Annotated in this window: 13 protein-coding genes; 2 read left to right on the forward strand and 11 right to left on the reverse strand. The window is 59.6% G+C overall.

Going from position 1 to position 15,397, the window contains the following annotated elements:
- Nucleotides 1-12: 12 nt before the first annotated feature.
- From folE to ACFQZG_RS12465, 7 genes are all read right to left on the reverse strand, one after another.
- Entirely contained in the window at nucleotides 13-606 is a 594-nt protein-coding gene (gene folE, locus ACFQZG_RS12435; RefSeq protein WP_378152882.1) for a GTP cyclohydrolase I FolE, read from the reverse strand.
- A 21-nt stretch (nucleotides 607-627) separates the two neighbouring features.
- On the reverse strand, nucleotides 628-897 hold the full coding sequence (locus ACFQZG_RS12440) for a YneF family protein (RefSeq protein WP_378152884.1): 270 nt from the start codon (nucleotides 895-897) through the stop codon (nucleotides 628-630).
- Between the two features lie 90 nt (nucleotides 898-987).
- Nucleotides 988-2,010, reverse strand: a complete 1,023-nt coding sequence (locus ACFQZG_RS12445) for an HD-GYP domain-containing protein (RefSeq protein ID WP_378152886.1) — start codon at nucleotides 2,008-2,010, stop codon at nucleotides 988-990.
- Nucleotides 2,011-2,066: 56 nt separating this feature from the next.
- Nucleotides 2,067-3,197 (reverse strand): tRNA epoxyqueuosine(34) reductase QueG, encoded by a 1,131-nt coding sequence (gene queG / locus ACFQZG_RS12450; RefSeq protein WP_378152888.1) that lies wholly within the window; start codon nucleotides 3,195-3,197, stop codon nucleotides 2,067-2,069.
- A complete protein-coding gene (lepB, locus tag ACFQZG_RS12455) occupies nucleotides 3,194-3,796 on the reverse strand; it encodes a signal peptidase I (RefSeq protein WP_378152890.1) in 603 nt (200 codons plus the stop codon). Before lepB ends, queG begins: the two co-directional genes overlap by 4 nt.
- On the reverse strand, nucleotides 3,793-4,374 hold the full coding sequence (locus ACFQZG_RS12460) for a DUF402 domain-containing protein (protein WP_378152892.1): 582 nt from the start codon (nucleotides 4,372-4,374) through the stop codon (nucleotides 3,793-3,795). The genes lepB and ACFQZG_RS12460 overlap by 4 nt, the downstream gene beginning before the upstream one ends.
- A gap of 123 nt (nucleotides 4,375-4,497) precedes the next feature.
- On the reverse strand, nucleotides 4,498-4,920 hold the full coding sequence (locus ACFQZG_RS12465) for a GNAT family N-acetyltransferase (RefSeq protein ID WP_378152894.1): 423 nt from the start codon (nucleotides 4,918-4,920) through the stop codon (nucleotides 4,498-4,500).
- Between the two features lie 382 nt (nucleotides 4,921-5,302).
- Between ACFQZG_RS12465 and ACFQZG_RS12470 the strand changes: the two genes are divergently transcribed.
- Together ACFQZG_RS12470 and ACFQZG_RS12475 are read left to right on the forward strand one after the other, a co-directional pair.
- Nucleotides 5,303-5,914, forward strand: coding sequence for a superoxide dismutase (locus tag ACFQZG_RS12470; RefSeq protein ID WP_378152896.1), 612 nt, complete (start codon nucleotides 5,303-5,305; stop codon nucleotides 5,912-5,914).
- 176 nt (nucleotides 5,915-6,090) lie between these two features.
- Nucleotides 6,091-8,703 (forward strand): hybrid sensor histidine kinase/response regulator, encoded by a 2,613-nt coding sequence (locus ACFQZG_RS12475; protein WP_378152898.1) that lies wholly within the window; start codon nucleotides 6,091-6,093, stop codon nucleotides 8,701-8,703.
- Here ACFQZG_RS12475 and ACFQZG_RS12480 read toward each other — a convergent pair.
- From ACFQZG_RS12480 to ACFQZG_RS12495, 4 genes are read right to left on the reverse strand one after another with little or no spacing between them, the layout of a single operon-like run.
- Nucleotides 8,672-10,837 carry an EAL domain-containing protein gene (locus ACFQZG_RS12480; RefSeq protein ID WP_378152899.1) on the reverse strand — a complete coding sequence of 722 codons (2,166 nt, stop codon included), beginning with the start codon at nucleotides 10,835-10,837 and terminating at the stop codon, nucleotides 8,672-8,674. The genes ACFQZG_RS12475 and ACFQZG_RS12480 overlap by 32 nt on opposite strands.
- Before the next feature lie 18 nt (nucleotides 10,838-10,855).
- Nucleotides 10,856-13,384, reverse strand: a complete 2,529-nt coding sequence (locus ACFQZG_RS12485; protein ID WP_378152901.1) for a chemotaxis protein CheW — start codon at nucleotides 13,382-13,384, stop codon at nucleotides 10,856-10,858.
- On the reverse strand, nucleotides 13,381-13,809 hold the full coding sequence (locus ACFQZG_RS12490; RefSeq protein ID WP_378152902.1) for a chemotaxis protein CheW: 429 nt from the start codon (nucleotides 13,807-13,809) through the stop codon (nucleotides 13,381-13,383). The genes ACFQZG_RS12485 and ACFQZG_RS12490 overlap by 4 nt, the downstream gene beginning before the upstream one ends.
- A gap of 15 nt (nucleotides 13,810-13,824) precedes the next feature.
- Nucleotides 13,825-15,393, reverse strand: coding sequence for a methyl-accepting chemotaxis protein (locus tag ACFQZG_RS12495; protein WP_378152904.1), 1,569 nt, complete (start codon nucleotides 15,391-15,393; stop codon nucleotides 13,825-13,827).
- Nucleotides 15,394-15,397 lie beyond the last annotated feature (4 nt).

Below are 15,397 nucleotides of genomic sequence, written 5' to 3' on the forward strand. Positions count from 1 at the left end.
GTTCTAGCTTCCTTATTCCTTGATCAATCCCAGGAACTCCGCGCGCAGCGCCGAGCTCTGGCGGAACTGGCCCCTGACAGCAGACGTCACCGTCTTGCTGCCCGGCTTCTTGACGCCGCGCGAGCACATGCACAGATGCTCGCCTTCGACGACGACCATGACGCCGTGCGGTTGCAGCACCTCGTCGAGCATGTCCGCGATCTGCGACGTGATTCGTTCCTGTACCTGAAGGCGCCGCGATACGGCCTCGACCAGGCGCGCCAGCTTGCTCAGGCCGGCGATCTTGCCGCTCGGGATATAACCGATGTGCGCCTTGCCGAAGAAAGGCGCCATATGGTGCTCGCATTGGCTGTAATAGACGATATCCTTGACGATGACGAGCTCTTCGTGCCGCTCGTCGAAGGTCACTCCGAGGACGTCCCGGGGATCTACCTCGTATCCCGCGAATATCTCCTCGTACATTCGGGTCACGCGAGCGGGCGTCTCGAGCAAGCCTTCCCGTTCCACGTTCTCGCCGACGAGCTTCAGAATCTCGCGTACATGGAACTCGATCTGCTCGCGGTTGCGGCCGACCTGCGAATTGACGTAATCTTTGGCTCCCGCCACGACGACTCCCCCTTGCAGCGATTATCTGCGGAATTTCGGATTATTTCTGTTGTTGCCCGGGCTCGGCGGTTTAGGAGCGCCGCCGCCGGAACCTTGGTTCTTCATCATTTGCTGCGCTTGCTTCAATTGTTGGCTGTTCATATTGTATCCCATTTGCTTCGCCATCTTCTGCAGCATCTCGGGATTGTTCTGCATCTTCGTCATCTGCGAGCGCAGATAGAATACGCCGATAATGAAACCTACGATCAGACCGACGATCAACGTCAGGATCGGAATTAACCAAGCCCACATAAGAATACCCCTCCGACATGTTCGAATTGTTACCGTCGATCTATGATAGCATGGCCTAACGCGAAGGCGCAAACGGCATCCGCCGCCGCCCTACGACAATACTTCCTCTATGAACAGAGTCGTCTTCTGCGCGAGATCGATCTCTTGCGCGCCCACGGCGACGTCCCCGTCCTTATCGATGACGCGCACGATCGGCCTGCCCGGCAAGCCGCGATGCTGGCCGACGACGACGCCCGTCTGCCTGTTGGAGAGCCTGACCGATACGCCGTTCGGATAGACGGACACGATGCGCATGAATTGGACGATTACCTCGTGGTCGAGCTCCGTGCCCGACAAAGCGTTGAGGCGCTCGCAGGCGACGTGCGGCTGGTGCGGCGGTTCCTCGTCCGTCCCGAAGATCAGGTTGTCGTAACGGTTCGCGACGGCCGCGATCTTGGCGTACAGATGAATCTCTTCCCCGGACAGCTTGCGCGGCACCCCCGTACCGTCCACATGCTCGTGATGCTGGAAGGCGACGTGCGCGGTCAGCAGGCTGTACTCCCGCTTCATCTTGAGCAGCTCGAAGCCCCTCCACGCGTGATGCGTGCGGCCCTCCTGGACTTCCGGAGCGTTAAGCTTGCCGATATCGTGCAAGAGCGCGCCGATCGCGAGCTCTTTCAATTGCAGCATGTTAAGTCCCATATTCAGGCCGAGCAGCGACGACATCATGCAGACGTTCATCGCGTGAAGGAACATCTTGTTATCGGCCGTACGAATGTCGGCGAGCTGTACGAGCATCGTCTGATTGCGCATGACGTCGTCCAGCAGCTGATCGACCGTCTGGCTGATCGCCTTCGTATTGAACGGCTTGCCGGAGCGCAGCGCCTCGAACGTCTCCGACATCTGAGCGACGACGACGCGCTTCGTCTCGTCCGATAGCACCTCGTCATGCTTGATATCGCGGAACTTCGGATCGTCGATATAGACGACCGTAACCCCGAGCCGCTTCAACGTACTGATCATATATACCGTGAGTTGGACGCCCGCGGACAACAGCACCGTGCCGTTCGAGGAAAATATCGTTCTGCCCAGCATTTGTCCCTGCTCTACTTGTTCGATGTCGACGAATTTCATAATCGCTCGCTCCCCGTCCCATGCGTATGATGTTGATACTCGTTAGCAGAACCACGCTACGCCTTCGCCGCCAGCGCGCGATCGATCGCGGCCAGCACCTCGGGATCCGCCTCCTTGAGTCTGGCTTCCGACAAGCCGCGTACCGCTTCTTCGCCGCCGATCCGTCCGAGCGCCCAAGCCGCGGTCGCCCGGAGCTCCGGGCGCGGATCGTCCTCCAGCACCCGCGCGACGTCCGGCACGGACGCCTTGTCCTTGAAGTTGCCGAGTCCGATCAGCGCGTTGCGCTGGATCGGCTTCCTGCCCCTCCACGCGGCGGCGCTGCTCCCGAACTTCATCTTGAACTCGCGGTTGCCCATCTTCAGAATCGGCACGAGCAGAGGCTTCGCGACTTCCGGGTCGGGCAACAGCTCTTCGTGCAGCCGCTTGTCGATGCCGCGGTTCACCGGGCAGACGATCTGGCACGTGTCGCATCCGTAGAGCCGGTTGCCGATCTTCAGCATCAACTCATCCGAGACGATTCCTTTCGTCTGGGTTACGTATGAGATGCAGCGCTGGGCGTTCAGCTGGCCCGGCCCGACGAGCGCGCCCGTCGGACAGGCGTCGATGCAGATCGTGCAGTCTCCGCAGCCGTCTTCGATCGGCCGATCCGGCGGCAGCGGCAAGTTCGTGATCATCTCGCCGAGATAGATCCACGAACCGAGCTCCCGCGACATGATCATGCTGTTCTTCCCGCTCCATCCTACGCCCGCCCGTTCGGCGACGGCCCGATCGGACAACGCGCCCGTATCGACCATCGAGAGCAGCCTCGCGTCCGGCACCCGTTCGGTAATCCACGCCGCGAGCCGCTCCATTCGGCGCCTCAACGCCGCGTGATAATCTTCGCCCCAAGCCGAGCGGGACAAGATGCCCCTGCGCGCGCCAGGCTCGGATACGGGCGCGTCCTTCAGCTTGGAAGGATAAGCGACGGCGATCGAGACGATGCTCCTCGCCCCGGGCAATAGCAAAGCCGGCTCTGTCCGCTTGTCCAGATCCGGCTCCTCGAAACCCGATTCGAAGCCTTGCTCGCGATGAGCGATCAATCGCTGCTTCAGCTCCAAGAACGGGTCCGCCGTCGTCACCCCGAGCTTGTCGATGCCGAGCGAGGGCGCCGCCGCGAGCAACTCTTCCTTGAATGCCTGCCAATTCACAGCTTCGTCCACCTGCTGATCGGCCACAGAATCAGATCGCCGCGCCCCTCGATCAGCTTCCGCGGAACTTCGTTGAACGTACGGCTGTCTTTGCTGCCGTTCAAGTGCCGGTTGTCTCCCAGCACGAAATAATGGCCGGCCGATACGGTCACCGGCCCGTAATCGCCGTCTTCGATCTTGACGTCGGTGTAGGACTCGACCTTCATCTCGCCGTTCAAGTACAGCTGGCCGTTGCGAATCTCCAACGTATCCCCCGGGATGGCCACGATCCGCTTCACGAGATGCTCCTTGCGGTCGACGCCTTCGCTCGGGTCTTTCAGAATAACGACGTCGCCTCTCTTCGGATCGCCGAATTCGTAGGCGATCTTATTAATGAACAGCCATTCGTTCTCGAAGAGCGTCGGCTGCATCGATTGGTGCTTGACCGTGGAGAGCTGGAACACGTAAGCCTTCAGCAGCAGCACGATGACGAACGCGACGATCAGCGCCTTGGACCAGTCCCACAGTTCTTTTTTCCAGCCGACCAGGAACGCGCCCTTCGCATCCTTGACTCTCGCTCTCGAGCTCAATGCCCGCGGTTCTTGCTTCGTATCGCTCATGGCTGCGCGTCGTCTCCTTCCGGGTTCGTCCGGTTCTTCCATTGCTCGTAATATCGGTACGCGTGTTCGTCGCCGAACAACGACGACTGGCCTCTCATCGCTTGCTTAAGCTTGCGAACGCCGGTCTCGATCCGCGATTGAATCGTCTCGCTATACTTGTATTCCGCCTTGTGCCGCGCGAATTCTTCCCTGTCCAGCTCGTGCATGGAACCGTCGGGGAGCAGCACGATATCCAGATCGTAATCGATATACGTCAACACGTCTCCGTATCGATAAGGCGGCGAAGCCAGATTGCAATAATATCGAATACCCTTGTCTTCGAGGAGCGCGACGACGTTGAACCATTCGTTCGGCAGGAAGAACGACACGGCGGGCGTACGGCTAACCCACGTCTTGCCGTCTCTCTCTACGATAGTCGTCTGGTCGTTGAGATACGCCCACACGGATCCGTCGGCATGCGCGGGGTGAAGCAGCCCGCGCGGAATCTGCCAATTCTCCTGCCAGACGCGATGCAGGGAGCCGTCGTGCTTGAAGCTCTTGATCACGTACCGTTCGTACGGAATTCGCGCCGCGTCCATAAGCGTTGTGCCCCCTTATGCCCCTCTCGTCCAGCCCGCGTTACTATAAGAAAAGCATATCTCTCGGCCAAAAGCAACGGCCCGAAAGATATGCTATCAATGAACATGCGACTGACGTCCGAATTACCCTGCCACGATCGCGAGAGGCTGCTTCAGATGCGCGAAATCCGACGATCCGACGCCTAGCGACTCGTAGAACGGACGAAGGAGCTCGTTATGCTCGTCCACCGCGATCAGCATCTTCTGCACCTTGCGTTGGCGGAACCGATTGCCCATGCTCGTCACCAAATCCCGTCCTACGCCTTGGCCGCGGTATTGCTCATAGACCGCGATCCGATAGACGTAAGCTTTCTGCTTGTCGATCGTCCCGATCAGAACGCCCGCGATCTCTCCATCCGACTCGGCAACGAGTATGAGCTCGCTGTCCCACGAGAGTTGCCTGGCGAAAGCGCCCATCGTCTCTTCGCAGCATTCCTCAGACAACACTTCCTCTAGTAGCTCCGCAACGGACCGGTAGTCCGACAATTGGAAAGAACGAATCCGCATGATGCACAATCTCCTCAGGCACAAAAGATTTACGTTCGGTTTACGCTTTTTAATTTTACGACAAATTCGCGATAATTCCTTCACTTTTGTTAAAAAAACATTAAATTTTTTTGTAGAAACTTACGAAAATTAGATGTAAACGCTTCATTCCTCCATATCCTGGCACAACGCCGAAATTCTGATGAATACGCGGTCGAAAGACGGAGATGCTATTTCCGTTATGGCCCTTTCGGAAGCCGATCGAACCGTTCGGAACGGCGCATGATCGTCCGTTCGAAGACGCTCGACTTAACAAACTTACAAGTTGATTTACTCTTTGAAATAAGGGATAATAAGGTTCGTCAGCTACATTAGAACAATTATTATGAGGAGGTAATACTCAATGGCTCATGAATTGCCGGCACTTCCGTACGCGCACGACGCGCTCGAACCGAACATCGACACCGCGACGATGGAAATCCACCACGGTCGTCACCACAACGCATACGTGACGAACCTCAACAACGCGCTTAAATCCGCTCCCGAATTGGAGAGCAAGAGCGTTGAGGACCTCATCGCCGATCTGAATAGCGTTCCGGAAGCGATCCGCACCGCTGTTCGCAACAACGGCGGCGGCCACGCGAACCACTCCCTGTTCTGGAAGACGATCAGCCCAAGCGGCGGCGGACAACCGTCCGGCGCTCTGGCGGCGGCGATCGACGCGGAACTGGGCGGCTTCGACAAGTTCAAGGAAACGTTCGCGGCCGCGGGCGCTACGCGCTTCGGCTCCGGCTGGGCTTGGCTCGCGCTGAGCAAAGACGGCAACCTCAAAGTATACAGCCTCCCGAACCAAGACAGCCCGATCATGGAAGGCGACACGCCTTTGCTCGGCCTGGACGTATGGGAGCATGCGTACTACCTGAAGTACCAGAACAAACGTCCCGACTACATCGCGGCGTTCTGGAACGTCGTCGACTGGAACGCGGTCGGCGCGATCTACGACGCGGCGAAGTAATCAACTTTAACGCAAGAAGCGGCGGTGCCGGGGTTCCTCCCGGCATCGCCGCTTTTTTGCGTTCGTCGAACTGTATAAATAATCAGTTTGCTGTATGAAAATGTCTTGCTCCGCGATCGATCCGGATAGTATTCTGAATTTAACATGTCAGATATTGTCGCCGATGGAGGGGTCCCGTGAGCATCTTAGTCTATTTCGCCCAGTACAGCGCCATAATGGTAACCTTCGTCTTCTTGCTTAGATGGCTGTATCCGTTCTTGACGAGCCTCTCGCCGCGCGCGCAAGCCATTATCTACGGGCTCTGCTTCGCGTTGATCGGCCTGCTCGTCATGCAGATGCCGATCAATGCCGAGCATGGCGTCCGCTCCGACGCGAGACTCATCGCCATCCTGCTCGCCGGCATCTTCGGAGGACCGACCGGAGCGTTCATCTCGACGTCGGTCATCGCCGCTTATCGCGTATATCTCGGCGGAGAGATTGTGTTCCCGTTATGCGCGATCGTTACGACCGGCTTCGTCAGCTTGGTCGCTCATCGCTGGCGCATGAACAAGGAACATTGGCTGGAGCGGTACGGCTGGCTGCTCGGCCTGTTCGCCGGAGCGCAGACGCTCGCCTGGACGATGCTCGCTCCGGGAGACGCGCGAGCGTTCTTCCTCGAGACCATGGGCGTTACGTTCCTCGTCTTCCACGCGGTGGCCGTGCCGCTCTATTATTCTCTCATCTCCTACGAATTGAAGCGGCAAGAGACGACGAAGCAGCTGAAGGACAGCGACGAGCGCTACCGCACGCTCGTGCAGAACTCTCCGGACATTATCTACAGCTGCGACCTGAACGGCGTGTTCACGCAAGCGAACCGGACCCTCACGGCCATCGCCAGAATACCCGAGGAACAACTCGTCGGCCGGCACGCGTCCGATTTCATGATCGATTCGGACGTTCGCCGAATCTGGCAGGAGACGTTCGACAAGGTGCTCGAGACGAAGCGATCGCAAGGCTTCGAGGCATCGCACGTCACGACTTACGGCAAGCCGTATACGCTTCGCGTAATGCTGTCCCCGATCTTCGACCAGAACGGGAACGTCGTCGAGGTTACCGGCACCGGACACGACATTACGGAGCTCAGAATGCAGGAAGAGTCTCTGCGGCGATATCGGGGACATCTGGAGGAGCTCGTCGCGGAACGGACGACCGAGCTCGAACGGAGCAACACGGAGCTGGCCGTGGCGAAGGATGCCGCGGAATCCGCCAACCGCGCCAAGAGCGCCTTCCTCGCCAATATGAGCCACGAGATTCGTACGCCGCTCAACGGCATCGTGGGACTGAGCTACTTGCTGCAGCAATCCGAGCTCAACGAGGAGCAGCGCAAGAACGTCGACAGGACGATCATGTCCGCGCACAGCTTGATCGCGCTCGTCAACGACGTGCTCGACTTCTCCAAGATCGAAGCGAACAAAGTCGATATCGAGCGCCTCGAGTTCGATTTGTACGACGTTCTGGGCCAAGTGTCCAATCTGATCAGCATCAAAGCGTACGACAAAGGACTGAAGCTGCATTACGCCATTCACCACGAAGTGCCGCAGATGCTCGTCGGGGATCCGATCCGCCTGAACCAAATTTTGCTTAACCTGGCCGGCAACGCGGTCAAGTTCACCGATGCGGGCGAAATCTCGTTCGACGTGAGCGTCGCCGGCGCGGACGAAGACGGCTACACGCTGGCGTTCTCCGTAAGCGATACCGGAATCGGCATGTCGGCCGAACAGCAAGCGCTGTTGTTCCAAGAATTCACGCAAGCCGATATGTCCACGACCCGCAAGTACGGAGGCACGGGACTCGGTCTCGTCATCAGCAAAAATCTCGTCTCGCTCATGGGAGGATCGATCGAGGTGGAGAGCGCTCCCGGCCAAGGCAGCCGCTTCGTCTTCACCGCGCGCTTCGGCCGCGCGAAGGGTCCGTTGCTCGCGAGCGAAGCCGGCTCCCCGTTGCCGAAGCTGCGCGCCTTGCTCGTCTGCGACGACCCGGAGATGCTGCTCGTGCTCAAGAGCCAGCTCGAACATTTCCTATGCACCGTCTACGCGGCGACGACCGAAGACGACGCGCTGGACCTGCTGCGCCGCTGTCGCAAGTTCGATCTCGCGATCGTGGACTGGAAGCTTCGGGACGCGGACGCCGTCAAGCTCGCGGAGCGATTGAAGGCCGAAGCCTCGACGTCCGTGCAGGTCATCGTACTCATGACCGCCACCCACGAATCCGGCTACCTATCCGGCATTCAATCGCCGGCGATCGAGAAGCTGCTTCATTATCCGATCAGCCATTCCCAGCTCTATAACGAACTGGTGGGACTGTTCAAGCGGCGGTTCTATCCGCAACAGACGCCGAGCCTGCTCGCCGAGCGAACGGAACGCTTCGGCGTCCTGCACGGCAAGCGGGTGCTGCTCGCGGAAGATAACGAGATCAATCAGCTCGTCGCCCAGGAGATCCTGAAGGAGATGGGCGTCCAGGTCGACGTCGCGGAGAACGGCGAGGAAGCGGTCAAGCTCGCGGAAGCGAACCGATACGATGCGATCCTCATGGACCTGCATATGCCGGTCATGGACGGGGTGGCCGCGACTCGGCGCATAAGAAGGCTCGATTGTCCGAACGCGTCAAGCGCGCCCATCGTCGCGATGACGGCGGACGCGATGAAGGGCGTGCAGGAGCAAGTGCTCGGCGCCGGCATGACCGCGTATATTACGAAGCCGTTCGACCCGGACGAGCTATTCAGTTTATTGACGCGGTTGATCGTCCGTTGAATTGGTTCAAGAAGATCGGCACCTGCACCGCTTCTATCGGCTTGCTAAGCCAGTAGCCTTGCGCGATATCGCATCCCAGTTGGCGTAGAAGAAGGAGCTCGTCCTCCGATTCTACGCCTTCCGCCGTTACGCACAGGTTCAGATCCTCCGATAGGGCGATGATCGTATTCACGATCGAGGCGTCGACGGCGCTCGACGTCATCTCCGAGACGAACGATCTGTCGATCTTCAGCTTGTCGATCGGTAGCTTCTTCAGATAGGCGAGCGAGCTGTAGCCGGTCCCGAAGTCGTCGACCGCGACCGTCAATCCTAAGCTTCTTAGCGCATGCAGCGTCGGCGTCGCGCTGTCCATGTTCATCGTCATGCTCTCCGTGATTTCAAGCTCCAAGCATTCCGGCGCAAGCCCGGTATCCTGCAGAATCGCCCCGACCTTCTCCGACAGCTTCTGATCGTAGAACTGCCTGGAGGACAAGTTGACCGCCACGAACAGCTTCGGCAAGCCGGCGTCTTGCCAGCATCGATTTTGCCGGCAGGCTTCCCTTAACACCCACTCCCCGATCCGGTAGATCAGCCCCGTCTCCTCGGCGACCGGAATGAACTCGGCCGGAGATACGCGGCCCAACTCCGGGCAATCCCATCGGATCAAGCATTCGAAGCCGATAATCCGGTGGCTCGCGATATCCATCTCCGGTTGGTAGAGCAGCACGAACTCGTCCCGCTCCAGCGCCCTTCGCAAGTAAGTCTCGATCGCCATTCGCCGCTGAATCTCCTCTTGGTAACGCGGGTGATAGAACTCGAGGACGCCCCCGCCTTGCTTCTCGGCATAAACCCTGGCGATATCGGCATAGCGGATCAGATGCTCGGCGACGTCGTGATCTCCCGGGTACAAGCTGACGCCGATGCTGGAAGACAGATGAACCTCGTGCCGATCGACGCGAATCGGCTGCCGGACGCAATGCATGATCTTGTCCGCGAACGATGCGGCCGCCTCCCGCGCCGCGTTCGGCAGCAGGCAGACGAATTGGTTGCCGCCGGTGCGGAATACCGCCACTTCCCCGATCGCGCTGCTCTTCAGCCTTCTGGCGATCAACTGCAGCAGCCGGTCGCCGATCTCTTGTCCGAGCGTTTCGTTCGCCAGCTTCAACTGCTCGATCTGCACGTTCAACAGAGCGAACCGGTTCGTCTCCAGCGTCTTCCGCTCCAATTGCTTCACGAGGTTGCGACGGTTCGGCAATCCCGTCAGCAGGTCGAGATTCGCCAGATCGCTGATGCGCGTCTCCTGGCGCTTCTGCTCCGTCGTGTCGATCGAGAGCGCGATCACTTCCGTCACGACGCCCTCCGACAAGATCGGCCGGAATACGGTCAAGATCGAATAGCTCCGCCATTCTCCGTTGAAGCTGACGGACGTCTCCCCTCTCCACGCCCGATCGCAATAAGAAGTCCATTCTTGCGCGATTTCCCCGGGCAGCATTTCCTCGATCGCCAGCTCGGCGACCGCCTCTTCCGGCCAACCGAACATTCGGAGCATCGCTCCCTCGCCTTCGGCGACGACGAACCGCTCCCCGTCGGCGCGAAGCCTCAAGTATAATCCCTTCGATCCGAACGCGTTGCGCCATTGCGCGAACGCGGCCTCGACGTGCATTTTCAGCTGCAGCATCCCCGCGATGATTTCGAGCAGCCCGTTGATGATTTTCGCGTTATGCGCGGTTTCCGATTCCTTCCTCAGGAACGGCCGGCTGCATAGCGCCGCTTGGCACCGCAACAGGAATTCTTCCTCCGCTTGCGGGTTGCGCGGATGCTGGAACAGAGCGTCCTTATGGAAGAAATCCGCCGCTCCGAGCTCCAACGCCTCGATCGCGAACGCCGAACCTTCGTCCGTATAAGTGCTCAGCACGATGACGGGAATCGGATCCGTGTCCATCATATGGCGCAACGAGGTCAGACCGTCCATGCCGGGCATCTCGATGTCCATCGTCACGAGATCGGGGCGCAGGCTATCTACCTTCAGCAGCGCTTCCAGCCCGTCGACCGCCGTACCGACGACGGCGAACCTGCCGTCCCTCTCGAGCAAAGAGGAGATCAACTGCCGCATGACCGCGGAATCGTCGACGACCAGTACTCTCTGCTTGTCCAATCCCATCACCGCCTCCGGTTACGCATGAAGCGCGTCGAGCCGATGCGTGCCGACGATGGCGTCCATGCGCAGCAACACGATTAGTTGCTCGTTCTGTTTGTAGATTCCGCGAATGTAATGCCGCGAGATGGCGGCAATCTGATCCGGCGCCGGCTCGACTTGGTCCGCGCGCATATTGACGACTTCCGCGACCTCGTCGACGAGCACGCCGATATCGCGTCCCGCTTCGTTCAAGATGAGAATGCGCGATTGCTCGCTTCCCGCCGCTTGCGGGAGTCCGAGGCTCGGACGTATATCGATGACCGGCAGCAACGCGCCCCGGAGGTTGATTAAGCCGAGCACTTCTTGCGGCGCGTTCGCGACGCGCAAGATCGACGGCACCTTGATGATTTCCTTCAAGTGCGAGATGTCCAGCGCGTAACGCTCGCCCTCCAGCATGAACATAACCAGCTTATCCATCCGTCCGCCATGCTTCGTCGCTTCGTCCTTCTGAGCGGTCGTGCCCGCCTCGCGGACGACCGCGTTCACGTCCAGAATGAGCGCGATGCTGCCGTCGCCCAATATCGTAGAGCCGGATACGTACGGCACTTGGCCGAGGAACGAGCCGAGCGACTTCATGACGATCTCCTGATTGGCGATGAGACGGTCGACGTACAGGCAGACGCGCTTGTCCGCGACGCCGATCATGACCGCGTAACCCCGTTGGCCCGAGCCGCTCTCCGTCGTGCCGAGCGCGCGGTGCATCCGGATGAGCGGTAGGATGCTGCCGCGAACGACGCACACTTCGCGTCCGTGCACCGTTTGGATGTCCGCCGGAGTCAGCCGGAACGTCTCGAGCACGTTGACGAGCGGAATCGCGAAGCGATGCTTGCCGAGCTGAACGAGCAGAGAGCGGGTAATCGCGAGAGTGAGCGGCAGCTTGATCGTGAAGACGGTGCCTTCTCCGATAGACGTGTCGATGTCGACGAGTCCGTTCAGCTTCTCGATATGCGCACGGACGATGTCCATGCCGACGCCGCGTCCCGACAGCTCCGTCACTTGCTCCGCGGTAGATACACCCGAGCGGAAAATAAGCGAGATCAGCTCCTTGTCCGTCATCCGGTCCGCTTCTTCTTGCGTGACGTACCCTTTCTGAATCGAAGAGCGCTTCAGCTTGTTCGCGTCTATGCCGCGTCCGTCGTCCGCGATCTTGATGATGATCGCGTTCTCTTGGTGGCTCGCCTGCAGCATGATGTTGCCTTTGCGGCTCTTGCCCAGCTTCTCCCGCTCGTCCGGCGATTCGAGACCGTGATCGGCCGCATTGCGCAGGATGTGGATGAGGGGATCGCTGATCTCCTCGATGAGCGTGCGGTCGAGCTCGGTCTCTTTCCCTTCGATGGACAGCGAGATTTCTTTGCCCGCTTGCTGTGCCAGGTCGCGCACCATGCGAGGGAAGCGATTGAACAACTGCTCGATCGGCATCATCCGCGTCTTCATCATGCCGTCCTGCAGCTCCGACACGACGCGGCTCAGATGGTCCGTGACGTCCGTCAAGAGCGCCGTCTCCGGCTCTTGCTTGAACCGGTCGCCGAATCTGCGCTTCACTTCCTGCAGCCGGGTGTTGTCGATGATGAGCTCCCCGACCAAGTTCATAAGATGCTCGAGCCGGTTAACGTCCACGCGCACCGTCGGTTGTACTTGCACCTTCGCGTCCGACGCTTGCTTCGTATCGGACTGGACCGCGCCGCCGGCGAATATCGTCTCGTCCTGAACGGGCGACGGCTTCGGCTCCTTCTCGGCCGTTCGTACGGTCGCGCCGATTCGCGCTTCGGCAACCTGGGAGATTTGCATCAGGTCGGCGACGATCGCCTCGTCCGCCGCCTCGGATACGACCGCGAACGTAATCGGACCCGCGAGCAACGCCGCTTCGTCGTCCCATCCGTCCATCGACGGGGATATGCCGACGACTTCTCCGAGCTCGCTTAAATTCCGATGGACGATCATCGCCTTCACGATCGGCATGTCCGCTTCCTGATCTAGCCTAACGCTGACGAGACGATAGGCCGTGCATCCCGCGTTGATTATCATCGCGACTTCCGGCTCCTCCTGCGGGACAGCCGCGATCGCGGCTTCGATGGCGACGAGCTCCGCTTCCGCCCCGAGGGCGGCGGACGCCGAGCTACCGTTCAAGCAGTCCCCTAGCAGCAGAAGCAGCTTGTCGTTCGGCTGCTCTTCGTAGTTGCCTTGCCGCAGCATCACGCGCTGATGCTTCAAGTAGTCGATGCACTGGAACAGCGTATCGATCAGCGTCGAATCGACTTGCAGACGTTGATTGCGAAGCAGATCGAACACGCTCTCGACCTTGTGCGTGACGTCCTTCATCCGGGTGAAGCCCATCGCGGCGGTAGAGCCCTTGAGCGTATGCGCCGCCCGGAATATCGTCTGAAGCGTATCCTGCCTATTGCCGCCGTGCTCGAGTTCCAAGATCGAATGGTCCAAGATTTGCAGTTGTTCCTCCAGCTCGTCCAGGAATACTCCCAGATAGGCCGCGGCGAAAGAATCGTTCATCGGTGGCTCTCTCCCTTCCCTAGCACCTTGCCCAGATCGAGCAGGCTGATCAATTGGTCGTCCAGCTTGCCGATGCCTTTCAAGTACGTCTGGTCGCCTCCGCCGACGCCGTCCGGCGCGGGTAGCGCTTCGGCGAACGGCACGACCTGCATGACGTTGTCCACGAGCAAGCCGACCGCTTCGCCTTCCGCCGTATTGACGATGACGATTCTCGACGCTTCGCCCCGATCCCCGACCGGCATGCCGAATCTCGCCCGCATGCCGATTACCGGCACGATCCGCCCCCTCAGGTTAATGACGCCTTCCACGTAATGCGGCACGCTGGGAATGTCCGTGATCGGAAGCAGCTTGATGATCTCCTGGATGTCCGCGATGGCCAGCCCGTATTTCTCCTCGTTAATACCGATGACGATATGGTCGCTCATGAGCAGCTTCTCCTTCTATACCTTGAAGATGGACACGTTCTGATTCAGCTCGTCCGATAGTTGGGCGAGGCCGTGAGACGAGCTTGCCGTCTCTTCCGCCGACGCGGCCGACTGCTGGCTTGCGGCCGCGATCGTCTCGATGGCGCGCATCACTTCGTCGGATTGCGCGGCTTGCTCTTCGCTTGCCGCGGCGATTTCGGCCACCTGCGCAGCGGTTTCCCCGACCATGCGAACGATCTGATCGAACGTCGCGCCCGTCTTGGCCGACAGCGCCGACGCTTCTTCGACCGCCTTCACGCTGTGGTCGGTATTGCGCTGCATTCCTTTGATGATCGTCGCGATCTGCTTCGTCGCTTCCCCGCTTCGTTCCGCCAGCTTCCGAACCTCGTCGGCGACGACGGCGAATCCGCGTCCTTGCTCCCCGGCCCTCGCCGCTTCGATCGCCGCGTTCAGCGCCAACAAGTTCGTCTGCTCGGCGATTTCGTCGATGACCTCGATGATCCGGCCGATCTTCTCGGAATCTTGCTCCAGCAGGTGCATCTGCTTCGACAATCGTTCCATGCCGTTAATCGAAGCTTGCACGGCCGCTCCGCCTTCTTCGGCGCCCTGACGCGTGCGGTCGGAGAGCGTCGATACCGACTCGGCGTTATCCGCTACCGCGTTCACGGCGCGGGTCATCTCGTTCACGAGCTCGCTGATCGTCTGCGCGGCTTCCGCCTGGTCGGTGCTGCCCTTGGCGATCTCTTCCGTCGTCGCCGATATTTCCTGCGCCGCCGCGGCGACGCTCTGCGCGGAATCCAGCGTATGCCCGATCAGCTTCCGCAAGTTGTTCATCATGCCGTTGAACGCCGTCGCCAGCACGCCGACCTCGTCCTTGCCGCGAACGGCCGCGAGTTCGCGCAAATCCCCGTTCGCCGCCTTCGTCGCGACGTCAAGCACCGACTGCACGCCTCTTCGCAAGTTCTCGGAGATGACGACGGCGAGACCGAGTCCCGCGATTACCGCGATGATGCCCAGCACGATTATGATCGTCGTGCCTTTCGTATTCGTGTCGTTGGCATGGGCGACTTCTTTGCCGGAGCCCTCGATATTGTAATGAATCCATTCGTTGATCGCCGCCTTGCCCGTCTCTACGAGCGGAGATGCCGCGGACAGCAGCGCGATCGCGTTCGGGTCCTTCGCTTTGATTCCGGCGATCACGAGTCCGATCTGAGCATAATACTCGTCCGTCGCGGTCTTGACGTCGTCGTAGAGCGTTCTCTCCTCCGGCGAGATAATCAAGTCTTCGTAATCGTCGAGCGAGTCGCTGTATCGGGCCATCGTATCGTTCAGCTGCGCTTCCCGCGCGTCCCTCTTCTCGCCTTCCGGAGACAAGTACATCGCCATCATCGCGCTCGAGAGCGAGATATAGTCGCCGCGCATATCCGATAGCTTGTTAATGCTCGGCATCCAATTGTGCTGCACGGTTTTGATCGAGCCGTTCAGCGACCTCATCTGCATGATCGCCGTCGCTCCTACGACCACGAGCAAGGCCAGTACGATTAGGAAGCTACCTAATAATTTCGCGCGAATCGTCAATCTCATCATC

Origin of the sequence: Cohnella sp. GCM10027633, assembly GCF_042675445.1 — a bacterium.
GTDB lineage: Bacteria > Bacillota > Bacilli > Paenibacillales > Paenibacillaceae > Cohnella.

Excerpts from the sequence above, each read along its gene's own strand:
- ACFQZG_RS12465 (WP_378152894.1), bottom strand. The coding sequence starts at position 4,920 with ATGCGGATTCGTTCTTTCCAATTGTCGGACTACCGGTCCGTTGCGGAG.
- ACFQZG_RS12445 (WP_378152886.1), bottom strand. The coding sequence starts at position 2,010 with ATGAAATTCGTCGACATCGAACAAGTAGAGCAGGGACAAATGCTGGGC.
- ACFQZG_RS12485 (WP_378152901.1), bottom strand. The coding sequence starts at position 13,384 with ATGAACGATTCTTTCGCCGCGGCCTATCTGGGAGTATTCCTGGACGAG.
- ACFQZG_RS12440 (WP_378152884.1), bottom strand. The coding sequence starts at position 897 with ATGTGGGCTTGGTTAATTCCGATCCTGACGTTGATCGTCGGTCTGATC.
- ACFQZG_RS12460 (WP_378152892.1), bottom strand. The coding sequence starts at position 4,374 with ATGGACGCGGCGCGAATTCCGTACGAACGGTACGTGATCAAGAGCTTC.
- ACFQZG_RS12490 (WP_378152902.1), bottom strand. The coding sequence starts at position 13,809 with ATGAGCGACCATATCGTCATCGGTATTAACGAGGAGAAATACGGGCTG.
- lepB (WP_378152890.1), bottom strand. The coding sequence starts at position 3,796 with ATGAGCGATACGAAGCAAGAACCGCGGGCATTGAGCTCGAGAGCGAGA.
- ACFQZG_RS12495 (WP_378152904.1), bottom strand. The coding sequence starts at position 15,393 with ATGAGATTGACGATTCGCGCGAAATTATTAGGTAGCTTCCTAATCGTA.
- ACFQZG_RS12470 (WP_378152896.1), top strand. The coding sequence starts at position 5,303 with ATGGCTCATGAATTGCCGGCACTTCCGTACGCGCACGACGCGCTCGAA.